This window comes from Pseudomonas lactucae (genome assembly GCF_036688725.1).
In the GTDB taxonomy this organism is placed as follows: Bacteria; Pseudomonadota; Gammaproteobacteria; order Pseudomonadales; family Pseudomonadaceae; genus Aquipseudomonas; species Aquipseudomonas lactucae.
The window spans coordinates 333,567-356,034 of the sequence record NZ_JAQQPT010000002.1; the positions used below are offsets into that span (position 1 = coordinate 333,567).

General features: G+C 60.1%; 20 protein-coding genes and 1 pseudogene. 6 read left to right on the top strand and 15 right to left on the bottom strand.

Features of this window, described 5'->3' with window-relative positions; genetic code table 11:
* Positions 1-3 precede the first annotated feature (3 nt).
* The 7 genes and pseudogenes from V6M90_RS30070 to V6M90_RS03340 all read right to left on the bottom strand — a co-directional run bounded on the left by V6M90_RS30070 (position 4) and on the right by V6M90_RS03340 (position 5,928).
* Positions 4-825, bottom strand: a complete 822-nt coding sequence (locus tag V6M90_RS30070; RefSeq protein WP_408637275.1) for a methyl-accepting chemotaxis protein — start codon at positions 823-825, stop codon at positions 4-6.
* Between the two features lie 36 nt (positions 826-861).
* Positions 862-1,683: pseudogene (locus tag V6M90_RS30075) on the bottom strand (cache domain-containing protein); the annotation flags it as partial.
* Between the two features lie 71 nt (positions 1,684-1,754).
* Positions 1,755-3,074 (bottom strand): Na+/H+ antiporter family protein, encoded by a 1,320-nt coding sequence (locus V6M90_RS03320; protein ID WP_176156620.1) that lies wholly within the window; start codon positions 3,072-3,074, stop codon positions 1,755-1,757.
* A 256-nt stretch (positions 3,075-3,330) separates the two neighbouring features.
* A complete protein-coding gene (locus V6M90_RS03325; RefSeq protein ID WP_141064982.1) occupies positions 3,331-4,650 on the bottom strand; it encodes an ATP-binding protein in 1,320 nt (439 codons plus the stop codon).
* Positions 4,647-5,315, bottom strand: coding sequence for a response regulator transcription factor (locus tag V6M90_RS03330; RefSeq protein ID WP_003173037.1), 669 nt, complete (start codon positions 5,313-5,315; stop codon positions 4,647-4,649). The genes V6M90_RS03325 and V6M90_RS03330 overlap by 4 nt, the downstream gene beginning before the upstream one ends.
* Entirely contained in the window at positions 5,315-5,626 is a 312-nt protein-coding gene (locus V6M90_RS03335) for a PepSY domain-containing protein (protein WP_078823961.1), read from the bottom strand. The genes V6M90_RS03330 and V6M90_RS03335 overlap by 1 nt, the downstream gene beginning before the upstream one ends.
* The gene (locus V6M90_RS03340) at positions 5,626-5,928 is read right to left on the bottom strand and encodes a PepSY domain-containing protein (protein WP_003173035.1); all 303 of its coding nucleotides are present in this window, start codon (positions 5,926-5,928) and stop codon (positions 5,626-5,628) included. The genes V6M90_RS03335 and V6M90_RS03340 overlap by 1 nt, the downstream gene beginning before the upstream one ends.
* A 160-nt stretch (positions 5,929-6,088) precedes the next feature.
* Here V6M90_RS03340 and V6M90_RS03345 point away from each other — a divergent pair, with 160 nt between their 5' ends.
* From V6M90_RS03345 to codA, 4 genes are all read left to right on the top strand, one after another.
* Positions 6,089-7,168: a patatin-like phospholipase domain-containing protein gene (locus V6M90_RS03345; protein ID WP_003173034.1), complete on the top strand. Its 1,080-nt coding sequence runs from the start codon at positions 6,089-6,091 to the stop codon at positions 7,166-7,168.
* Positions 7,169-7,243: 75 nt separating this feature from the next.
* Positions 7,244-7,600: a 6-carboxytetrahydropterin synthase QueD gene (gene queD, locus V6M90_RS03350; RefSeq protein WP_003173033.1), complete on the top strand. Its 357-nt coding sequence runs from the start codon at positions 7,244-7,246 to the stop codon at positions 7,598-7,600.
* A gap of 217 nt (positions 7,601-7,817) precedes the next feature.
* Positions 7,818-9,104 (top strand): cytosine permease, encoded by a 1,287-nt coding sequence (codB, locus tag V6M90_RS03355; protein ID WP_332846069.1) that lies wholly within the window; start codon positions 7,818-7,820, stop codon positions 9,102-9,104.
* A 46-nt stretch (positions 9,105-9,150) separates the two neighbouring features.
* Positions 9,151-10,395: a cytosine deaminase gene (gene codA / locus V6M90_RS03360; RefSeq protein ID WP_003173030.1), complete on the top strand. Its 1,245-nt coding sequence runs from the start codon at positions 9,151-9,153 to the stop codon at positions 10,393-10,395.
* Here codA and V6M90_RS03365 read toward each other — a convergent pair whose 3' ends face one another.
* From V6M90_RS03365 to V6M90_RS03385, 5 genes are all read right to left on the bottom strand, one after another.
* Positions 10,396-12,546: a lipase family protein gene (locus V6M90_RS03365; RefSeq protein WP_332846070.1), complete on the bottom strand. Its 2,151-nt coding sequence runs from the start codon at positions 12,544-12,546 to the stop codon at positions 10,396-10,398.
* 13 nt (positions 12,547-12,559) lie between these two features.
* Complete coding sequence (locus tag V6M90_RS03370) at positions 12,560-13,336, bottom strand: hypothetical protein (RefSeq protein ID WP_141064979.1); 777 nt, start codon at positions 13,334-13,336, stop codon at positions 12,560-12,562.
* Positions 13,329-14,165, bottom strand: coding sequence for a DUF4123 domain-containing protein (locus tag V6M90_RS03375; RefSeq protein ID WP_332846071.1), 837 nt, complete (start codon positions 14,163-14,165; stop codon positions 13,329-13,331). Before V6M90_RS03375 ends, V6M90_RS03370 begins: the two co-directional genes overlap by 8 nt.
* Positions 14,165-16,195 (bottom strand): type VI secretion system Vgr family protein, encoded by a 2,031-nt coding sequence (locus V6M90_RS03380; RefSeq protein ID WP_003173026.1) that lies wholly within the window; start codon positions 16,193-16,195, stop codon positions 14,165-14,167. The genes V6M90_RS03375 and V6M90_RS03380 overlap by 1 nt, the downstream gene beginning before the upstream one ends.
* Before the next feature lie 304 nt (positions 16,196-16,499).
* Positions 16,500-17,486: a DeoR family transcriptional regulator gene (locus V6M90_RS03385; protein ID WP_042944446.1), complete on the bottom strand. Its 987-nt coding sequence runs from the start codon at positions 17,484-17,486 to the stop codon at positions 16,500-16,502.
* A 220-nt stretch (positions 17,487-17,706) separates the two neighbouring features.
* Here V6M90_RS03385 and V6M90_RS03390 point away from each other — a divergent pair, with 220 nt between their 5' ends.
* Together V6M90_RS03390 and V6M90_RS03395 are read left to right on the top strand one after the other, a co-directional pair.
* Positions 17,707-18,366: a carboxymuconolactone decarboxylase family protein gene (locus V6M90_RS03390; protein ID WP_141064976.1), complete on the top strand. Its 660-nt coding sequence runs from the start codon at positions 17,707-17,709 to the stop codon at positions 18,364-18,366.
* A 267-nt stretch (positions 18,367-18,633) separates the two neighbouring features.
* Positions 18,634-19,785, top strand: coding sequence for an MFS transporter (locus V6M90_RS03395; protein ID WP_332846072.1), 1,152 nt, complete (start codon positions 18,634-18,636; stop codon positions 19,783-19,785).
* Positions 19,786-19,843: 58 nt separating this feature from the next.
* On the opposite strand, the gene V6M90_RS03400 is transcribed toward V6M90_RS03395, so the two are convergent.
* The 3 genes from V6M90_RS03400 to V6M90_RS03410 form a co-directional block, all read right to left on the bottom strand.
* Positions 19,844-20,785: a hypothetical protein gene (locus V6M90_RS03400; protein ID WP_332846073.1), complete on the bottom strand. Its 942-nt coding sequence runs from the start codon at positions 20,783-20,785 to the stop codon at positions 19,844-19,846.
* Positions 20,786-21,015: 230 nt separating this feature from the next.
* Positions 21,016-21,273, bottom strand: a complete 258-nt coding sequence (locus tag V6M90_RS03405; protein WP_003173021.1) for a hypothetical protein — start codon at positions 21,271-21,273, stop codon at positions 21,016-21,018.
* A 143-nt stretch (positions 21,274-21,416) separates the two neighbouring features.
* Complete coding sequence (locus V6M90_RS03410) at positions 21,417-21,962, bottom strand: hypothetical protein (protein ID WP_232291297.1); 546 nt, start codon at positions 21,960-21,962, stop codon at positions 21,417-21,419.
* Positions 21,963-22,468 lie beyond the last annotated feature (506 nt).

The following is a 22,468-nucleotide window of genomic DNA, read 5'->3' on the forward strand; positions in this document are numbered from 1 at the left end:
ACGTCAGATCCTGAACTGACCGACCAGTTGTCCCAGGCGCTGGCCGAGGTCCGCCAGGCTGCGCGAGGTCTGTGCGCCCAACTGCGTCTCATCGGCCACGCTGTCCACGGCCACTGCGATCTGGTGCACGCTGCGGTTGATCTCTTCGGCCACCGCGGTCTGTTCTTCGGCAGCGCTGGCGATCTGCGCGTTCATCGAGTTGATGGTGCCGATCAGCTGCGCCATGGCGTCCAGCGACGCGCCTGCCTGGTTGGCCTGGGCCGAGGTGCCTTCACCGGCGTCGCTGGAGCGGCGCATTGCGTCCACGGCAGCCTCGGTGCCTTTTTGCAGGCGGTCGATCATGCCCTGGATTTCCTGGGTGCTGGTCTGGGTACGGCTGGCCAGCGCACGCACTTCGTCGGCCACCACCGCGAAACCACGACCGGCCTCCCCTGCCCGCGCGGCCTCGATCGCCGCGTTAAGCGCCAACAGGTTGGTCTGTTCGGCAATCGAACGGATCACGCTCAACACGCTGACAATCGAGGACACGTCCTGCTGCAGGCTGTCCAGAGACACGCCGCTGCTGCGAATATCATTCACCAGCGCGTGGATCTGCGCGATGCTGCCGTCCACCACACGCTTGGCGACCTGGCCTTCGGCGTCGGTCTGTTGCGCAGCTACTGAAGCGCCCTGGGCGCTGCGCGCGACTTCTTGCGCAGCGGAGGACATCTGGTTGATCGCGGTGGCCACCTGGTCGGTTTCGTGGCGCTGGCGCTCCATGGCCTGCTCGGAACGCTGGGCCTGGTCGGACACCTGGCTCACCAGGCCGGTAAGTTGCGCGGTCATGTCGGTGATCTGGCGCACCAGGCCATGAATCTTGTCGACAAACCGGTTGAAGGCTCCCGCGAGGTCGCCCAGCTCATCCTGGCTGGTAATGGCCAGGCGGCGGGTCAAATCGCCTTCACCGGCGGCGATGTCGTCGAGGTTGGCTTTCATCAAATGCAGCGGACGCAAGATGGTATTGGCCAGCAACATACCCACGGCAGCGATCACCAGCAGCACCACTACGGCCACGCCGAAGATGCTCAACAACACGCCCTCCATGCGTTTTTCCACTTTGGCTTCGACCACCGCCACCTGGGCTTCGATGCCATCGAGGTTCACCGAGGTACCGATGACCATGTCCCACTTGGGCAAATACTCGGTGTAGCCCATCTTGGGCACCAGCTCCGTCTGGCCGGGTTGGGTCGAGCTGTATTGCAAGTAGTGGGTGCCGTCCTTGCCGACCTTGACCAGGTCACGGTTGACGTACACACCATTAGGGTCGCGGTTGTCCTTGAAACTCTTGCCCACGCCGTCGGGGCTGTTGCCTTTGAACAGGCGGATGGTTTCGGAGTCGTAGCCGAAGAAGTAGCCGTCCTTGCCGTAGCTTGTGTTGGAGAGCAGCTTGACCACCTCGGCCCGCGCCGCCGTATCGCCCGGGGCGGCCGCGTCGTAGAGCGGCTTGATCGTGCTCATGGCCACTTCCACATAACTTTGCAGGGTGGCCTTGGCGTTGTTGAGCAGGCGCTCGCGGGTTTCAGCCACCTCGTTGCGCGCCTGGCCCTGGAGAATCCACACGGTGGTCAGGCTGATCACCAGGGCAAACAGCAGCACCGGCACGACGGCGAGGGACAGGACTTTGGCCTTCAGACTCAGACGCATGATTTTTCTCTCTTATTTAAGCGACTTGAGAGGTTATCGGCCAACTGCGCAGGTTCTATAGGCGTGGACCGTCAGAGGGTCATGGCGGCCAGCCAGCCAAACGCCAGCAGCGGAAGGTTGTAGTGCAGGAAAGTCGGCACCACGGTGTCCCAGATATGGTGATGCTGGCCGTCGATGTTCAGGCCCGAGGTGGGCCCGAGGGTAGAGTCCGACGCCGGTGAGCCGGCATCGCCCAGCGCACCTGCCGTCCCGACGATGCACACGATAGCCACCGGGCTGAAGCCCAGTTGCACGCACAGCGGCACGAAAATCGCCGCAAGGATCGGCACCGTGGAAAACGACGAGCCGATGCCCATGGTCACCAGCAGCCCCACCAGCAACATCAGCAAAGCACCCACACCACGGCTGTGGCCGATGAACGCTGCCGAGGTTTCCACCAGCGAACGCACGTCACCCGTGGCCTTGAGCACTTCGGCAAAGCCTGAGGCGGCGATCATGATGAAGCCGATCATGGCCATCATCTTCATGCCTTCGGTGAACAGGTCGTCGGTATCGCGCCAGCGCACGATGCCCGACACCGAGAAGATCAGGAACCCGGCCAGGGCGCCGATGATCATCGAGTCCAACCACAGCTGAATGATGAACGCCGAGGCAATCGCCACGCCCGCCACCAGCAGGGTCAGCGGGTTGTACTGCACCGCCACCTGCTCGACCCGCTCGATTTTCTCCAGGTCGTATACACGTTTTTTGCGGTAGCTGATAAACACCGCCACCAGCAGGCCGACCACCATGCCCAGGGCCGGCAGGCTCATGGCGTGGGTCACATTGACCTGGCTGATGTCCACGCCGCTGCTGGCCACGTTGGCCAGCAGGATCTGGTTGAGGAAGATATTGCCGAAGCCTACCGGCAGGAACATATACGGTGTGATCAGGCCGAAGGTCATCACGCACGCGATCAGGCGGCGGTCCAGTTGCAGCTTGGTCAGCACGTACAGCAGCGGCGGCACCAGCAGCGGGATAAACGCGATATGGATCGGCAGGATGTTCTGCGAGGCTATCGCGACCACCCACAACAGGCCGATCAACAGCCATTTGACGTGGTTGCCGCCGGTGGCATCCTGGCGGTCCACCAGCAGCAGTGCCTTGTCCGCCAGGGCGTGAGCCAGGCCGGACTTGGCAATCGCCACCGCGAAAGCGCCGAGCAATGCGTAGGACAAAGCCACAGTCGCCCCGCCACCCAGGCCGCCGTTGAAGGCCTTGAGCGTGGCCTCGATTCCCAGGCCGCCGGTCAAGCCGCCTACCAGCGCGCCAACAATGATGGCGATGACCACATGCACACGGGACAGGCTGAGCACCAGCATGGTGCCGACCGCGGCGATGACTGCGTTAATCATGGTTACCTCAAGCAGAAACATAAAAAACAGGCATGCCCGCGCCCAGGTGGCCATTAAATGGCAACCCAAGTGCAGGCTTTAAGGAGGTCTTATTAGAGGGCGCGCACTTTGCAGCAGGTGGGTCTGCATGTCAAAAAACCTGTTGCGAGGAGGCTCGCCCCAGATGGCCATGAGTATCTGCACACCCCTCGACAGCTGCTACGCAAGGGACTCGCTCAAGATGTGAAGATACCCATGCTGCGATGGCAGTGCGTCAGGAATGGCGCTTGGGCAGTTCAATCAGCACCTTGAGCCCACCCAATTCACTCTCTTTCAACCGCAACACCCCGCCCCACACGTCGACGATATCGCGCACGATACCCAAGCCCAGGCCATGGCCATCAGTCTGCTCATCCAATCGCGCACCACGGCTGAACACTTGATCACGCTGGGCTTCAGGGATGCCGGGGCCGTCGTCCTCCACCGTCAGCAGGTAAGCGTCCTCGGTTTCGCGGACGTTCAGGCGAATTTCGGCATCAGCCCACTTACACGCGTTGTCCATCAGGTTGCCAAGCAGTTCCAGCAAATCCTCACGATCCCACGGCAGTTGCAGCCCGGGGCCCGCGTGATAACTCAGGTCCAGGTGCTCGCCATGGATCATGTTCAAGGTGGCCAGCAGGCCAGGCAGTTCCTTCTCACAGTCAAACAACGCGCCCGGCAGGGTTTCGCCGGCCAGGCGCGCGCGGTTGAGTTCACGGTTGAGACGGTGCTGCACTTGCTCCAACTGCTCACGCAACAATTTGCTCAGTTCGGGTTGGTCCTTGAGCGCTTCGCTCGACGCTGCGCTGAGCAGCACCGCCAGCGGGGTTTTCAGCGCATGCCCGAGGTTGCCCAAGGCATTGCGCGAGCGTTTAAGGCTGTCTTCGGTGTGGGCCAGCAGGTGGTTGATCTGCGCGACCAAGGGCTCCAGCTCCACGGGCACCTGGGTGTCGAGTTGCGAACGTTGTCCCTGCTGCAACTGGGCAATCTGGTTACGCGTGGTTTCCAGTGGGCGCAACGCACGGCGTACGGTCAGGCGTTGCAGGATCAGCACCAGCAACAATGCCGCCAGCCCGAGCACCAGACCGATCTGACGCATCAGGCGGAAACTTTCACGCACCGGGGTGTAGTCCTGGGCCACGCTGATGGAAATCGACTGGCCAAAGCGCTTGTAGTCCGCACGCAGCACCAGCAGCTGCTGGCCTTCCGGGCCCAATTGCAGATTGCCTTTGATCCCGCTCTCAGGCAGCCGAGGCAGTTCCTGATCCCACAGCGAACGAGAGCGCCAGTGGGTGTCGGCAAAATCGATGCGGAAGTAATGCCCGGAAAACGGCCGCTGGTAGGCCGGAGATAAACGCTGCTCATCCAGTTGCACGCCGTTGGGCCCGCGTACCAGCGCCGCCAGCAGGTTTTCGGCGTCGTTGCGCAACCCGGCTTCCAGGTAGCGCTGCAAACCGGCTTCGAACAACCACAGGCTGGTTTGCGCCAGTACCACGCCGACGATCACCATCACACTGATCAAGCCCAGGCTGAGGCGCCGCTGAATCGACCTCATGCAGGGCTGGCGCCGAACCGGTAGCCCTGGCCGCGCCGGGTTTCGATCACGCTGCGCCCCAGCTTGCGGCGCAGGTGGTTGACGTGGACTTCCAGCACATTGGAGTCGCGCTCGGTTTCACCGTCATACAAATGCTCGGCCAGGTGGCTTTTCGACAGGATCTGTTCGGGGTGCAGCATGAAGTAACGCAACAGGCGGAATTCGGCGGCGGTCAGTTGGATTTCTTCGCCATCACGCAGTACGCACTGACGGCCTTCGTCCAGATGCAGCCCGGCGGCTTGCAAGGTGGGCTGGTTGGCCTGGCCGTGGGAACGACGCAACAGTGCCTGGATGCGCAGGTGCAGTTCCTCGGGGTGAAAGGGTTTGCTCAGGTAATCGTCGGCACCGGCCTTGAGCCCTTCGATACGCTCGGCCCAAGAGTCGCGCGCGGTGAGGATCAGCACCGGCGTGACCAGCGCGGCGGCACGCCATTGCGCCAGCACCTCAAGCCCCGGCAGACCGGGCAGGCCAAGGTCGAGAATGATCAAGTCGTAGGGTTCACTGCGGCCCTGGTAAGCGGCGTCGCGCCCATCGGCCAGCCAGTCGACGGCGTAGCCCTGGCGCTGCAGGCCGGCCAACAGCTCATCGGCCAGGGGTACGTTGTCTTCCACCAGAAGCAGGCGCATCAGTCTTCCTCATCTTTGATCAGCACACCGGTGGTCGCGTCGAGCTTGATCTCGCGCACCACTCCATCGGTGGTCAGCAGTTCCACTTCATAGGCATATTGGCCATGTTTTTTTTCAAGCTCGGCCTCCAGCAGGCGCGAACCGGGATACCGCGCCATGGCCTGCTGCAGCAGCTGCTCAAGCGGCAGGATCACGCCCTGCTGGCGCAGCGCCAGCGCTTCGTCCTGGTTGAGGTCGCGGGCCTGCAAACCTGAGCAGAACACCACGAGCACCAGTGCCACTCGACTGCCGGTGCGTAAATTTACCGTCATTACGTATCCTGATGATTCTTGAGAACCTGCCCGGAGAGCGCGTCCAATTCGATGTCCCACTCAATGCCGTTGCTGTCGCGCACTTCGACTTCATAGACGTACTTGCCGTAGTCCTCATCCAGATCGGTGTCCAGCAGTGTCGAGCCGGGGTGCAGAGCCAGAGCCGCGGCTTCCAGTTGGTCGAAGGCAACAATTGTAACAGTGGCGGGCACGATCAGTGGTTTGTCGGGGTCCACAGCGGCAACCTGGGTCGCCGTGACGCCGATCATAACGGTGGCGACCAGGGCTGTGAGGCGCTTCATGATGAGTCTCCGTTACACAATGTTTTTCCTACGCCTGCCACGGTAACGACTGCAACTTAACTGAAACTGAATTGCCACCATGGCAATTGCGGCGGCACGCCATTTTCCTGCAGCGTGCGAGATTTCCTATACTGCCCCGCTCGCTTCAACAGAGACCGGTATGACAGCCATCCACATCAAGTTCCCCGCCATGACCCTCAAGGCCGGTAAACGCGCCCTCACGCGCATTCGCGAACAGGGCTTGAAGCCGGCGGACGTCGGCATTCTCCCCGGCGCGGCCGGCGGCCCCAAGGCGCTGGGCATCCAAGGCCTGGACCTGGCGCTGTTCGGTGACTGGCTGCCGCGTGCGCCACGCGAACGGGCGCTGATCGGTGCTTCGATCGGCTCCTGGCGGTTTGCCAGTGCCTGCCTGCCCGACCCGGTGCAAGGCCTGCTTGACCTGGGCCGCCTGTATAACGAACAGAGCTTTGCCAAAGGCGTGACCATGGCCGAGGTCAGCCGCAGTTGCCAGCGCATGCTCGACGATTTGCTCGCCGGCCGCGATGCGCGGGTGCTGGACAATCCCGACTACCGCCTGAACATCATGGTAGTCAAAAGCCATGGCCTGCTCGCCGATGACCATCGTGGACGCCTGGGCCTGGGCCTGTCCTCGGTGATCGCCGATAACCTGCGCGGCCGCGCACGGCTGTCGCGGCATTTCGAACGGCTGATCATTCACGACCCACGCCAGGCGCCACCGGTGCATCCGCTCACGGATTTTCCCTCGCGCTTCCTTGAGTTGGACACCGGCAACCTGCGCCAGGCGCTGCTCGCCTCCGGCTCGATCCCCATGGTGATGCAAGGCGTGCGCGACCTGCCTGGCGCAGGCACCGGCACCTACCGCGACGGCGGCCTGCTGGACTACCACCTTGACCTGCCCTACCACGGCGACGACATTGTGCTGTACCCGCACTTTACCGACCGGATCATCCCCGGCTGGTTCGACAAGGGCCTGCCATGGCGGCGCAGCAACCGGCAGGGTTTGCAGGACGTGCTGCTACTGGCGCCGTCCATGGACTACCTGGCCCGACTGCCCCACGGCAAACTGCCGGACCGCAGCGACTTCAAGCGCTACATGGGCAATGACAAAGGCCGTAACAAATACTGGCAAACCGCGATGAGCGAGAGCCGGCGGCTGGGGGATGAGTTTCTGGAGCTGGCCGATAACGGTGGGCTGGGTGAGCGCTTGCAGGCGCTTTGACCGAGCGGTATGCGCGGTGACGGACCAAGCTGTTAAACTCGCCGCCTGCCAGATACTGACCGAGCTGAAAATACTGTGGAAATCTTCAAGGAATTTACATTCGAATCCGCCCATCGCCTGCCGCACGTACCGGACGGCCACAAATGCGGGCGCCTGCATGGGCATTCGTTCAAGGTGGCGATCCACCTCAGCGGCGACCTGGACCCTCATACCGGCTGGATTCGCGACTTCTCGGAGATCAAGGCGATTTTCAAGCCGCTCTATGAACGCCTCGATCACAACTACCTCAACGACATCCCAGGCCTGGAAAACCCCACCAGCGAAGTGCTGGCCAAGTGGATCTGGAATGAACTCAAACCCCTGCTACCGGAACTCAGCGCGATTCGTATCCATGAGACCTGCACCAGCGGCTGCATCTATCGCGGTGAGTAAACCGGCGTCGACTGTGGCGAGGGCTCCCTTGCCACAGGTCAAACACACACTGTTCGACTGATCCATTTTGTATCACCACTGCACTGCTTTCGTGCCCGGCCGGGCATCGCGAGCACTCCCGCCTGCGTTTTCCCCTGTCTGGCAATAAATACCCACGGCTGCTGCGTTGGCACGCGCGGTGCAACGGGCTTGCGTCACTCATTCAGGGAGCAAGACCATGACGCAGCCAGAACCGGGCAACGATTACCCCTTAAGCGAAGTTCCCCTGCACGCGCGCAAAGGCCTGGCGTCTACCTCCATGGTGCTGCTGGGCTTCACGTTCTTTACCGCGACCATGTTTGCCGGCGGCAAGCTGGGGGTAGCGTTCAGTTTTACCGAGATGCTCGGCGTGGTGGCCTTGGGGAACCTGCTGTTGGGCATTTATGCCGCGGGCCTGGGTTACATCGCCTTCAAGAGCGGCTTGAATTCTGTCTTGATGGGACGCTTCTGCTTTGGCGAAGTGGGCAGCAAGCTCAGTGACTTGATCCTCGGTTTCACCCAGATCGGCTGGTATGCCTGGGGCACCGCCACTGCCGCCGTGGTGCTGGGTAAATATTTCGAATTAAGCTCTGGCAGCGTGCTGGCATTGATGGTGGTGTTCGGCCTGGTGTTTTGCGCCACGGCCTACGTGGGCTATCGCGGGCTGGAGATTCTGTCCTACATCGCAGTGCCGGCCATGGGTTTGTTACTGATACTGTCGATGTGGGTCGCCACGCTAAAAGTTGGCGGTTGGGACGGCCTGCTGGCGGTCGTGCCAACCCGTGAGCTGGACTTGTCCACAGCCATCACTCTGGTGTTCGGCACCTTTGTCAGCGGCGCGACCCAGGCCACCAACTGGACGCGGTTTTCGCGTTCGGCCAGGGTGGCGGTGCTGGCCAGCCTGATCGGTTTTTTTATCGGCAATGGCCTGATGGTGCTGATCGGGGCCTACGGTGCCATCGTCTATCAACAACCGGATGTGGTCGAAGTGTTGCTGCTGCAAGGCTTTGCCATGGCGGCGATGGCCATGTTGCTGCTCAATATCTGGAGCACCCAGGACAACACCATCTATAACTTTGCCGTGGCCGGCTGCAACCTGTTGCGCACCCGGCGCCGCAAGACGGTGACGCTTGCCGGCGCAGTGATCGGCACCTTGCTCGCGCTGCTGGGCATGTACGACATGCTGGTGCCCTATCTGATCCTGCTGGGCACGGTGATCCCACCGATTGGCGGAGTGATCATGGCAGACTTCTTCTACCGTTATCGCGGCCAGTACCCACGCCTGGCCGAAGCGCGCCTGCCGGCGTTCAACTGGCCAGGGCTGGCGGCGTACGCCGTGGGCACCGTGCTGGCGTTCAATTCTCCGTGGGTTGCGCCGTTGGTGGGGATCGCAGCCGCATCGCTGACCTACATGGCGCTCACCGCCGTATTGCGCGTGCGTGCGCCGGCTACCCAATCTACAAGCGTGGTTTCACGAGAATGGTAATCTGGCCGCCGTCTGCCTGATTGTTTTAGCCAAGAGGAACTTGCCCATGCACATCATCAACGCCCGCCTGCGCAACCGTGAAGGCCTGCATGATCTGCACCTGGAACATGGCCGGATCGCCAGCATCACCGCACAAACGGGGGTGCCGGTTTTAGCCACCGGTGATTTGGATGCTGCCGGCAATCTGGTGATCCCGCCCTTCGTCGAACCGCATATCCACCTCGACGCCACCCTCACCGCCGGCGAGCCCCGCTGGAACATGAGCGGCACCCTGTTCGAAGGCATCGAGTGCTGGGGCGAACGCAAGGCCACCATCACCCTGGAAGACACCAGGACTCGCGCAAAAAAAACCATCCAGGCCCTGGCGGCCCATGGCATCCAGCATGTGCGGACCCACGTAGACGTCACCGACCCGGACCTTACGGCGCTCAAAGCCATGCTGGAGGTACGCGAAGAAAGCACGCACCTGATCGACCTGCAGATCGTTGCCTTTCCCCAGGAAGGCATCGAGTCGTACCGCAATGGCCGCGAACTGATGGAAGAAGCCGTTCGCCTGGGCGCCGACGTGATCGGTGGCATCCCCCACTTTGAATACACCCGCGACCAGGGCGTGAGCTCGGTGAAGTTCCTGATGGACCTGGCCGAACGCACCGGTTGCCTGGTCGATGTGCATTGCGACGAAACCGATGACCCACACTCGCGCTTCCTTGAAGTGTTGGCCGAAGAAGCCCGCAGCCGCGGCATGGGTGCCCGCGTAACGGCCAGCCACACCACGGCCATGGGTTCCTACGACAACGCCTACTGCGCCAAACTGTTCCGCCTGCTGGGGCACTCCGGTATCAGCTTCGTCTCGTGCCCGACCGAAAGCATCCACCTGCAAGGCCGCTTCGACAGCTTCCCGAAACGCCGCGGCGTGACCCGCGTCAACGAGTTGCTCGAAGCAGGCATGAACGTGTGCTTCGGCCAGGATTCCATCGTCGACCCTTGGTACCCGTTGGGCAATGGCAACATCCTGCGGGTGCTGGAGGCCGGTCTGCACATCTGCCATATGCTCGGCTACCGCAACCTGCAAAGCGCGCTGGACCTGGTGACGGACAACAGCGCCAAGGCCATGGCCCTGGGTGATCGCTACGGCCTGGAGCCCGGGCGCCCGGCCAACCTGTTGATCCTTTCGGCAAACAGCGACTACGAGGTGATTCGCAGCCAGGGCCTGGCGCTGTACTCAATTCGCAGCGGCAAGGTTGTGATGAAACGTCAGCCGGCACAGGTAGAGTTTGTGTCGGCACACTGATCAGACAATCGAGTCGATGTCCAGCGGCTGCGGCTTCCCCCTTTCGTTCTGCGTGGCGGGAGGTACGCTGGCGGCCTGGGACCATTCACGGTTTTCACGGTGGCTGAACCAACGCTTGAGACTCGGTTGCAAGTGGGCGGCATGGGCATGGCTGCCGTAGACATCGCGGGCTTCGAGGCGGCGCCAGCGCAGGGATTGCAAGCGTTCGCGACTGGCGTGCAGGCGGTCGATTTCGGCGTTCAATGGCTCGTGATGTTCATAGGCACGGTCATTGGCCGGTCGATGTCGGGTCAGTTCTCGCCGCTTGTCTTGAAGCTGTCTGCGCATGGTCGCGAGGGCATGGTCGATTAACTCAAACTCTCTTTGGGTCACCAGCGGGCCGTTGTTTTCCAGGGTTTGTTGCCAACGCCGCAGCGTCGCCCAAGCGGCCGGGATGTAGCTGGCCGTCATGAAATGCTGTTTGTATTGCACCAACTGGCTGATCAACCCGGCGCGCTCGGGCATATCGCTGTCAGCTTGCAACGCTCGATTGCGGCCTGCCTCTTCGATGGACTCACAACCGGGCTTCCACAGCACCGATGATTGCGTGCCATCCGAGAGCGTGATCGGCATGAAATGCTGTTGCTCTCCATGGTGTTGGTAGGGGTTACCACCGAACCGCACCAGGCCGGCGGCAAACAACAGGCCACCGGCTGTGGGAGCGCTGAATAGCGTGACGAGGCCCGGGACCCAGAGCTTGGCGGTGGTATTCATCCAGGGTGCCGGGACACTGGGAACGGGGTCGTTGTGGTTGACGATACGGTGGTGGACCAGGGTGGATGCACCGGCGGTGAATTCGGAATCGGCGGCGCGGGGGGCGCCGTAGGTGTAGAGGAGGATGTTGTAGTCATTATCCGACACACGACGCAACCCTTCGGCCAATAACAATGCAATGGCACCGCCCAGGCTATGACCGCAGATGACTATTCGTTGGTCGTTGTAAAACTGGCCGAGGTATCGCAGTACGAAATCACGCATCGCCCGGTAAGCCTGATAGAACCCTTCATGAGCCTTGCCGACACCTTCGGCAAACGGTTTTTGATGGGCGTTTGCGTCACGCAACCCGTCACTTGTGCTGGCGGTGCCACGTACTGCTATCAAGATTACGTCATCGTGATGGGTTATGAATGCCTGGGTGTCAGTACCGTCTTTTTCGTCATCAAAGAAGTGCAGGCGCGAAGGGTATTCCTGGTCGTCCTCAAGCTCTGGACGATTTTGTGGATACAGCTCGGGATCGAAGGGCAAAATTTCGAAACGTTTGGAGTAAGGAATGTCTTCGTAGAGCGGATAGAAACGCTGAGTTTGTTCAGGATCAATCCGCCAGGCCTCGTCGTGCCCCGAAAGCTGTTCGGCAAAGAGATTTCCAACGCTTGGGTCCAGCGGAAAATGAACTTTATCCAAGGGTTTGACCGGCGGTTCCTGACCGAAATCGCAATAACTCAACGCAGCAAACAACCCCAACTGATACAGGTTCAAGGCACAGAAGTTATCAGCGGTGGACAGCATCGGCCTCAGCGCTCGCAGGGGCCGCACCTCAAGAACAGTATGATTGTTAGGAAACAGTACGATGCCCGATAACGTTGACTGGGGTGGGCCGAAGCCCAGGTCGGCAATCATTTTCAAGGCATGCCGTTGGGGCTGATGAGTCCGGGGCGCAATTGGAGGTAAGTGTGCGACATGTCTGACCAAATCACGCACTTCGACCTGATAGAACCGATTGGCTTGCTGTCGAGCGGGATTATTTTCAACGCGCCGACCATCCGTCGCAGCAAACCGAGTTCCTTCCGCGCGAAACTGAAGTTCTGTAATAGGAAGCTTATAAGTGGGGCGCGTCATTAAGTACTGATAGGGTTGCTCGGCCCCAGAATAAAGATCGTCAAAAACAAGAACCACGGGGCCGCAATAGATATCCGTTAGTTTGGCAAAGCCGTCTCCGTTCAAGCGTCCTTTATAGTGTTGACCGGCACTGTCGTAAACGGTATACGGCAAACCACCATATGAAGAGCCCGTTCCAAACTCATCAACCAAACAAAAGCTAATCCAATGCCCTCGCAGTGAGCAGGCAGGTTTTTTATCACTGAAAAAAATTTGCTTCCGTGCGTCCAGCTTCATGAATTTCTCCTTTTTACTTGCAGGATGGATAAACCTCACAGATGCGACCATCCGGCATTTTTATAGGCTTAAAGTCGGTGATATTACCGTTGCAGTAAGCGTACGGGTCTTCGAAGCTTTTCCCTTTGCAACGCTTCCAACCATTCGGAACAGCTACCCACTTATCGTCGATAGCAGGCGCCTCCTCACCACTTAATCTCAGCGCCATCCTGAGGGTGTTCCCCGCTAGCTGATCTCGTTGTGCGACGCCACCTGCCGATGCGCTTTGCAGTTGGCCTGCAGCGTCTAGAGAATTGCATTTAAGAATTTTTATGATTGCCTGCTTTGGCCCTATCGTCCGGAATAACCATTGACACTGCCCCAACAACTGCTGAACTCCCTGCTGTGGCATCCCTGAGGAATGGGTGGTGCGATCTAAAATTGAAATGTTGCCAATGTCCCCGCCGATATCCCAATCACGACTCCCCCACTTCGCATAGACATCAAACTCCAACCCGCGCAATACCAACGGGCATCCATTGACAATTTCAGTCAGCGGCAGTTGATAACTCAGCCGATGAGCCACTGGTGTGTAATCGGTAAAGAATACTTTGCGTTCCGGCCTCTTGCCTCGACGACGCGGCAAGGTGCAGGTTTCCCCCGTTGCGGGCCGGTAATTGGCGGCCGTTTTGAGTTTAAAATTCGCAGGCAAATCCACCTCCAACGTAAAGCTCTCAACCGGCCGACCCACGCACCCAAAAAGCCCTGCCGTACCCAGCGCAATCAGCACACCCCAAACTTGCCTATTCATTTTTCTTCTCCAGCGAACGCCACTGCCATACCACCCGGTCAAAGTGCTCCTCGGGTGCTTCCCCCTCTTTCGGCTGCCAGCGAATCACACTGGCACCAGTAGCTTCTTCCAACCGTCGCACGACCAAAAATTCCAGCTGCTCGGGCCGGGTCCATTGCCAGGCGCGAGCCTGTTCCAGCACCTGGGCCAGCCACACTTTGGGGTCTTGAAATTCGACCAGCGCGACCAGGTTTTCACTGTATTCCGCCAACAGATAACGCAAGACATTGGCGTGCAGGATGGTGCGGGCGTTGGGGTTCGGAGCCTTCAGCCAAGGGGCGGGATCGGGCACCGGGTACTCGCCAGGGGCGGGATTATCGACGCTGTGCCAGCGGTTTTCGTGCCAGTAGCAAACGCTGATCAATGGACCGAGAAAGGCCGCCCAATCCTGCAATGGCAGATAATCCAATGCGCGTGCGAGTGTGCGATTGTCGTGAAAGCGGTACAGCGACTGGTGACCAGCCGGCCCGACCAGCAGCCGCTCGCGCCAGTGATGAGTCAAGCTCGACAAGTCAGTGGTGGGGATGCAGCCCAACCAGCCCCAATTCGTTTCTGGCTGCTCTAAAAGGTCGAGCAGCGCAGGCTCGCCCATCTGCTCCAGCAGCAGGATCACCGGGCCTGTGGTGGCTATTTCCGCCAGCGGGGTGTGTGCATACAGGCTGCAATACGCTGACAAGTCGCGGACGGCCAGCATTGGCTGGCGTGCTGCGTTATCGCCCTCAAGTATCAGGCAAGGCCTGCGTCCTGCCTGCATCTGTTGGACCATCCACTGGTTTGGCTGAGTTTCCATCAGGCAGCCCTCTCGCGGATATCGCACAGGCCTTCCCGGCAGCGTTCACACACGGGGCAGAAGTCCGCGCCCAGTTGCCTGGCCAGGTTCATGATGGCGCCTTGTGCGGCGGCGACTTTCGGCTCCTCGGCCATCCACTGGGAACGCGTCGACGGGGTCGCGCACGGCGAGCCACCGAGCGTGATAGGGCGACTGCTGAAAATACCGCCCGCCTGGATGACCAGATGTTCCCCTCCCGCCTTGAGACTCAGCTGTGCACCTGCGTCGATTACCAAGCTGGCGCCGGCCTTCAGATGAACCTGCTGTCCAGCCTCAATCAACAGGGTCTGTCCCACATAGGTCCGGCTGTCGCCCTGCACATGCAGATGATCGTCAGCCTTCAGAACGACCTTGCGATCCCCGGTGACCTGGTGATGCTCCTGGTTTTCCAGGTGAACCGTGCTTAACCCGCGAATAATTTCCCGCCGCTCTCCCATCACCTCCAGGCGGCTGTCATGGCCCACCTGTTGTTCCAGGTCCCGTTGTGCCCGAAGGTAGATAAGCTCCTCACCGCGGCGGTCTTCCAGGTACACCTCGTTGGAGCCGCCACCGCCCAAGGTGCTGCGGCTGCGCAGAACACTGCGGGTCTTGTGCTGAGGCAATGGATAGGACGGCATGTGCAGCGCATTCGGCAGGCAGCCGTTAATCAGCGGCTGGTCGGGGTCGCCTTCGAGAAAGGTCACCAGCACTTCCATGCCCACGCGCGGGATCATCGTTGCGCCAAACCCATCACCGGCCCAACCGGACGCCACCCGTACCCAGCAACTGCTTTTGTCATCGGACGTGTCCAGGCGGTCCCAATGAAAGCGCACTTTCACCCGGCCATACGCATCGCAGTGCACCTCCTCACCGGCAGGCCCGGTTACCGTGGCGGTCTGGCTGCCGTTGATACCCGGTTTGGGATGTTTGTGAGGCGGCCGATACGTCGCACGCCAGGGGGTTGCAGTGAAGCGGTTGCGATAGCCGTGGAAGCTATCGACCTCTCCCATCACCCCACCCGCCAGCTCTTCCAGCACCTGCGGCTGATAGCCTTCGTGACGTACCGAAGTGATCAACCACAGGTCATTGCAGGACGGGTCTGGATGATCATGCAGCTCAAGGAAATGCCCGCTGCGCAGCGCCGGCTGATCACTCCTGCCCGAGGCGCGCTGACGGTCGCTGTGATGACGCTCCAGCGCCCGACGCGCCAGACGCGAACCGTGGGCATGCCCGGTAAAGCCTGCCGGATAGCCGTAGTCTTCAAGGGGGTGCCTGCAATCCGCCCCCGCCGCTTCCTGCAGATACAGGGAAGGACGCTCGAAATCATGATCACGCCGCACCGTTCGCCGACTGCGCGTGGCCAGGCGCACATCGAAACGCTGGATTACCCGCATTTGGGCCTCGGGCCCGCCGGCAGCGCAATAATGCTGTGCGGGCAAGCGGCGAAATACTGTCTGGTCATCACCGAACACCAGCACATGCGCGTCTTCGCTGTGGCGAAAGTGGTAGTGAATGCCCTCTTCCTCACACAGCCGCTGGATGAAATGCAGGTCGGTTTCCGCGTACTGCGCGCAGAACGTGCGCGGTGGATAGAGCACCGGACCCAGCTCAAAGGAATAGGCGTCGGCCAGGATGCCATGGGACTCGAGGACCGACGCGATGATCTGCGGAACGCTGCGCTGCTGGAAAATTCGTTGGTCACGCCGATGGGCGAGGCACGCAAGGCGCGGCGCGAGCGTCAGGTGATAGCGGGTAAGTCGTCGTCCCGGGTCATCCCGGCCGATTGTGTATACCTGCCCGTGCAGCCCTTCGTTCGCTTCGCCCAGATCCAGGTAGGCCGGTTGCTGGAGCATCGCCTCCAGGTCCAGGGACGGGTTTTCACTCACCACCTGTACCTGGATGATAAAAGGTTGATCGAGAATCTCGCGACCTTTGAACGCTACGACCTGAAAGTCGGTATCTATATATGGAAGGATCAATTTGAAACGTGACGAAACAAACGCGTTAACCATCCGTTGTTACCCGCCCTAATTAACCAATATCGAACTGAAAGACTTCCTCCCGTAAAACAGCGAATAAGTTTTCGAGAAAAAGCACCTGAACGCTCTAAAGCTTAGCGATTTCAGGAAAAAAACGGCCGCTTAAAAATAAAAAAGAAGTTTCGCACAGCAAAAATGGAAGTATCTTTTGCAAAATAAAAAACGCATCAATGAGCCACTTCTTACATATAAGAAATGCCCTACACCGACTTGAGTTAATTAACTAACCAATAGAGAAACAGCTGACACCCGTACAGGCTATCAGCCGTTCAAAAACTTATGCCTGAGGTCGCGCGGTCCCGAACAGGCTGACGCTCAGCAACGTATCGTCCTGAACATGCAAGCGAACTGGCGCAATGCCACCCGGCATCACGACGGCCACTTCACCGGCCTCGACCCAGCCCGCCCGCCATGCGGCACAGGCCACGGCACTGGCGCTGGTTCCGGAAGACGCCGTGGGGCCTTCGCCCCGTTCGAAGACCCGGGCGACCACCCGGTTGCCGGGTTGTTGGGCGGCCCACTGCAAATTGATCCCGGCAACACAGGGTTGGCCACTGCCCGCAGGCGGTGCGAAGGCTATCGCCTGCAGCGCTTCGAACAGGGCCGACCGTTGCATCTGTGAGTTGTCCGGCAGGGCCGAAGCCTGTTCGACCAAAGTGACGCAATGGGGATTGCCCACACGCACAAACTGGCTGTGTGCCCAGTGCGGGTCTATCGCCGCCAGCGCGCTGACGTGGCTGAGTTCAGTGGTATCCAGCAACACCTGATCCACATCCTTGGCCCCCACGGCCGACGGTCCGAAGGCGGGTGGTCCCAAGGCCAGCCAGAATCCCGCGACCTGCTCAAAGACCGCCGGCTCAACCCATGTCGCCACCGGTGACACCCCATCGGGCTGGTCATGGTGCACGCGCAACTCACAGCCGTCGGTCATCAAGCCCTGGTCGGTGAGCGCCTGGGCAAAGATGGTCAAGCCATTGCCACTGCGCTCGGCCAGTGAGCCGTCGGTGTTGACGATCAGCAGGTCGAACGGCGGCTGGGCCTGGAACGGGCCGACCAGCAAGCCGTCGCAACGATGGGCCTTGCCCTCGGCCGGGTGCGGGGTCTCTCCCCACTCGCATTCGGCGGCGATGGCCGATGCGGCCCAGGCCTTGCGCGTGCGCGCCGCTGACGCTGCGCTGTCAGGCACGTCGATGCCCTGGTGTCTTAAGGCAGCCGGGTTGACCACAGCATAAATATTGCCGCGTGCGTCATAGAACAGGGTCATCGGGGTATCCACTTCAGCAATCGCTACGATCAAAATAGAAACAGGCGACTCGATTGTGTGGGAAGCAAGCGTGGCACGCCACCACGAGGCGGCCGCACCCAGGCATGTCGAATCGGCCTGCGCGTCCTACACTGATGTTTCCGATGGATCGACGTTTCATCAGGCCGAAGTCCGTGCGCAGTCGAACAAACGCGGTCCTCTTCTCCCAGAGGCTGCACACATGAATAGCACTGCTCCTCGTAACCCCGTTGAAACCCTGTACAAGAAAGGCCGCAAGACATTTACCGAGCTGGTCCCCGATGGCGGCGCACGGCTGGATGCGTTGTTCCACACGGCACCGGCCCTGGGCGAGCTTGCAGTCGGTGTGGTGTACGGATACTTGCATGACCGCCAGGGCCTTGACCCGCGCCTTCAAGAGGCGGCGATCTTTGCCGCCATTGTCGCAGCGGGTATGGTCGGACCACCCCTGAGCGTGCACTTCAAGACCAGCCTCGCACAAGGCTTGGCACCTGCGGAGCTGACCGAGTTGCTGTTGGTGGCGTCGGCATTCACCGGGTTCCCCCGGGCGGTGGCTACCGCCGAGCAACTCAACCAGCTGTTCGCCAGCGCCGGTCTGCCCTCTCCCCCGCCTGCGACGCCACGAGCCGTTGTCGTGGCTTTTTGCGACAGTGTGCGAACGGGTCGACCGTCGTATCCGGTCGATGCCCAGGCCCGCAAACTCCTGCGCAAACCTCGGCGCCTTGCGCTGCACGCCACGGCGGCGGACCGCGTGGTGGTCGAGAGTTACATGGGCAAGGAAACCACCCCCAGGGGCATGCTGCTGGTGCGGGTCATCCATGCGGAGGTCGTCGAAGTAGCGGCCTATATGCCCATGTCCTGACTCATTGTCAGAGGCGGCCTGGAAGGTGGTAATCCACGGCGGGAACCCTGGGGTTCAGCATTTCCCACCGGGATTACGCACCTTCCAGAACGCCTCCTACACATCCGACAGTCTCTGTGTGGTCGACGGCCTGCATAGCGTTCCAAGTGTGTAAAAATAAAATTCACAGCAGACTGCTCCCATGGAACCTCCCTCGTGCTCTATGGCCTGATGTGCAAGGATGTCGCGCCGGACATCGTTCGTTGAACGCAAAAACAAGGATTTTTCATGACTGCCATTCCCACCTCAGCCCCCGTGGTTCCAGGGCGCCTGGAGCAAATGTCGACCCGAATCGCGTTCTTCATTGCAGGCTTCGGTATCGCGGCCTGGGCACCGTTGGTGCCGTACGCCAAAGCGCGCGCGCAACTGAATGAAGGCACATTGGGTCTGCTGCTGTTGTGCCTGGGGGTGGGTTCGATCATCGCCATGCCCATGGCCGGTCTATTGGCGTCGCGCTTTGGCTGCCGTCGCGTGCTCACAGCCGGCACGCTCATGATCTGCCTGGCCTTGCCGATGCTGGCCACGGTCAGTTCGGTACCGCTGCTGATCGCCGCGCTGTTCCTGTTCGGCGCCGGCCTGGGCACGGTCGACTCCACGGTCAATTTGCAGGCAGTGATTGTCGAAAGGGCCAGTGGAAAAACCATGATGTCGGGGTTTCATGGACTGTTCAGTCTGGGAGGCATCGTCGGTGCGGCGGGTGTCTCGGGGCTGCTGGGCCTGGGTTTGTCGCCGTTGCAGGCAACGCTGGTGGTGGTGGTCGTGACCCTTGCGGCGCTGCTCAAGGCCGGGCCGCATTGGCTGCCTTATGGTAGCGAACGCGCCGGGCCGGCGTTTGCGGTGCCCCATGGCGTGGTGTTGTTTATCGGCTGCCTGTGTTTTGTCGTGTTTTTGGCCGAGGGCGCCGTGCTGGACTGGAGCGCCGTGTTCCTCAGCGCCGAACGTGGCCTGGATGAGGCCTACGCGGGCCTCGGTTATGCCGCGTTCGCCTTGACCATGACGGCCGGGCGCCTCACCGGTGACGCCATCGTGCGTCGATTGGGCCCCATGTGGGTGATCGTGGGGGGTGGCTCTCTGGCCGCAACCGGCTTGTTGCTTGCCACCCTGTCACCCGCTTGGGAAATGGCGCTGCTGGGCTACGCTCTGGTGGGCGCCGGCTGTTCCAATATTGTGCCGGTGCTCTACACCGCCGTTGGTAAGCAGAATGTCATGCCTGAACACATTGCCGTGCCGGCCATCACCACCCTGGGGTATGCCGGGATACTGGCCGGGCCTGCGGTCATCGGGTTCATCGCGCATGGCAGCAGTCTGGCCGCAGCGTTCCTGTTGATCGCGGGAATGCTGGCGGCGGTTGCAGCCAGCGGCAAAATATTGCGGATATGAATACCCTCCGTTGTACGCCGCATGAATCACTCAGGGAGCTTATGCGAACCCCTGCGCCTTAATGACCCCTCTCTTTCCTGTCGTTATCCAACCAACGCTCGATGCTGTAGTTTTTCAGCCAGCCATCATTGTTGTGGCTGCCAAAAATATTGCTGCCGTTCGCCTTGGTGCTGTCCAGCGAGGCCAGCAGCCCCGGCCGCTCGACAAGGTTCTTGGCCAGGTATACCTGTTGTTCGCTGTACTTTTTCTTCGGGAAGCCGGTCGCCGGGTCCCGCACCACCTCACCGTTTGCGGTGATTTCGTCGGGGTCCTTGCTCATCTCGATAAGCGTGTCTTTCTTCACGTAGCGGTGCTTCTCGAAAAAGAAGCTGTAGTCCTGCGATTTATCACGCAAGTCGTCGAACATGCCGCTGAAAGCCTGGACCACCTGGGCATCGGTCTTGGCATGGTAAGGGTCTGCGCTTTGCGTGTTGGGGTTGGTATTACCGACCATCAGATCGGCGGCTTTGGAGAGGCTGTCTCGAGTGATGGAGCCATCCTGGGTGATCGCCTCGTTCAAGCGCGGTCGATTGAGTATCTCCCGTGCCAGCATGATCGTACGCTCGGACACGGTGCTGTTGTTCGGATCTTCGTCGGCGACTTGCTGCAGCGCTTTCTGGTCCAGACGCCCGTCTTTCTGAAATTTTTCCAGCAATGAAAAATTGTTTTTCAATGCGCTCGCCAACAGGTGGTCATCGGAACTGATATAGGGGTTACCGGGAGTGTGCATGGCGCCAAAAAAGTTCTGATTGTCGACATGCCGATTGGCAGAACTTCTACCGCCGATAAAAGGGAACGAAGAGAGCGGCGACTGAAGAGGCTGCGTACCGGTCGTCCGCGCATCGATGCCCTGCCTGGAATACCCGCCGCCGGCGGTGGAGACCTGCTGCCCACCCTGTGCTGACGGGGTATTGGATGTAAGAAGCGACCTGAAACCTGAATTATTGATGCCATTCGTCATTCTTTATCTCACTCTATTTTGAATTTTTTAGCCTGAATCGTCCGCCGGATGTCACAACCGTCTGGGCATTCGCACGGCACAAGCTACGGATATGTGGCGCTCTAAAAGTTATGGTTCCGGCAAGAAGAGGCTCAAGCCCTGAACAGGGCCTGGCAGACTTTGAGCGTTTGTAACCAGCCAGCCATACCCTGCATCCGCGGCCTGCAGAGCCAGTGGGGGAACACGCCTATTTATTGGCGGCCGGACAACTTGCCCCACAAACTGCCCAACACTGAAAGCCCCGCGCTTAACGTCGGTTTTTCCATGCGAGTCTGAGCGCCTTTATGAAAATCTTCGGCGGTGGGCGCCTTGAAGCTGCTCTTAGGAGAGGAGGTGAGGTTGAGCTTTTGAGGCACCGGGGGGGCTTGGTTTTCTACTTCACTTGCCGCAGCAGACAAGGTCGAAACAGCGTACTGGGAGTGGCGAGATTCAAAGGATGTCGAATTCATGGTCCAGACCTGATCCAATAAATGGAAACATCCATCGGCAGTCAAAACGCCGGTGGGTGCTTTCTTCGTGGTAAATGGTCGTTATTGGTTCCCTGCACAATCTGCCCGGACGCTGCACGCCAGTCGCAGCGTCCAGGCGTCATTCAGCGGGAAAGCAATTTGAGCGCTTTGCGACTGATGCGACCGTCGTTGTCGTTACCCGCGAGGTTATCCATCATTTTCAATACATCGCCGCGTTTGAGAATTTCCTGGGCCAACTGGATCAAGTGGTTCTTGTCGGAGTCTTGCGTGGGGGGTTGGCGCGCCAGTTTTCTCAGGTCGCTGATTTTGAGCTCGGCCCCCCGGCGCCCTTTCAAGTCATCGAAATGCTCAAGCATCTCTCCGGCCAACTCCTTATCGCTCTTGTATTTGAAATAGTTCTCGCCTTTGATGACCAGGCTCAGGTTTTGCCTGTCGATCAGCCCATCCAGCGCGCCCGTGCTGCTATGTCGATCGAGGGCATCGGTCAACTCGGGGCGCCGCAGCAGCTCTCGGGCCAGGCGAATGTTCTGGTTCATGAGCGGGTCGCTGGACCATGACTTGTTCGCCATGGCGTGCAGGCTCTCGGTGCTGATATACCCCGGTTTGCTCGGATCCTTGAAGGCGTCGAAATTGTTGAGCAGTAACTGCGCCAGCTCTTCTCTATTCATCTTCGAATAGTGTGGGTCAGGCCTGCCCGGCATTGTCGGGAAAGGTCTTGGCGGCGGATTGCCAATCGTCGGATCAGGCCGTGGAGGCGGGTTGCCGCAACCTGGACGATGGGGTGGGCGCCCCCCGCCAAACCACTGTGTCATCCATTGTTTGAACTGTTCCATAAAACTCGGCATTGCAGGAGCGCCGCCCTGATAGCCGGGGTGGTAAGGGCGATAGTGCCGCTCGGTTGACGGCTGATAATTGCCGAAGACCGGACCACCCTGGGTTTCCCTGAATCGAAAATTGACGTCAGCAGCGCTGTGGCTGTTGAAGGAGAGCGCGGAAGGCATCGGGCGAGCGACCTTGGCCTCGGACGTGGCAGCGGTTCGTGATGGGGTTGGGGTTGAAGAAGGGTTGAGGGTTTTATCTAGCATCGGGACCGACATAGGTTTCTCCATCGAAGGGGACGATTTTCAGCCGGTAGCGTCAACCAGAAGTCGAAAGCCATCAGCTTTCCCCTTGT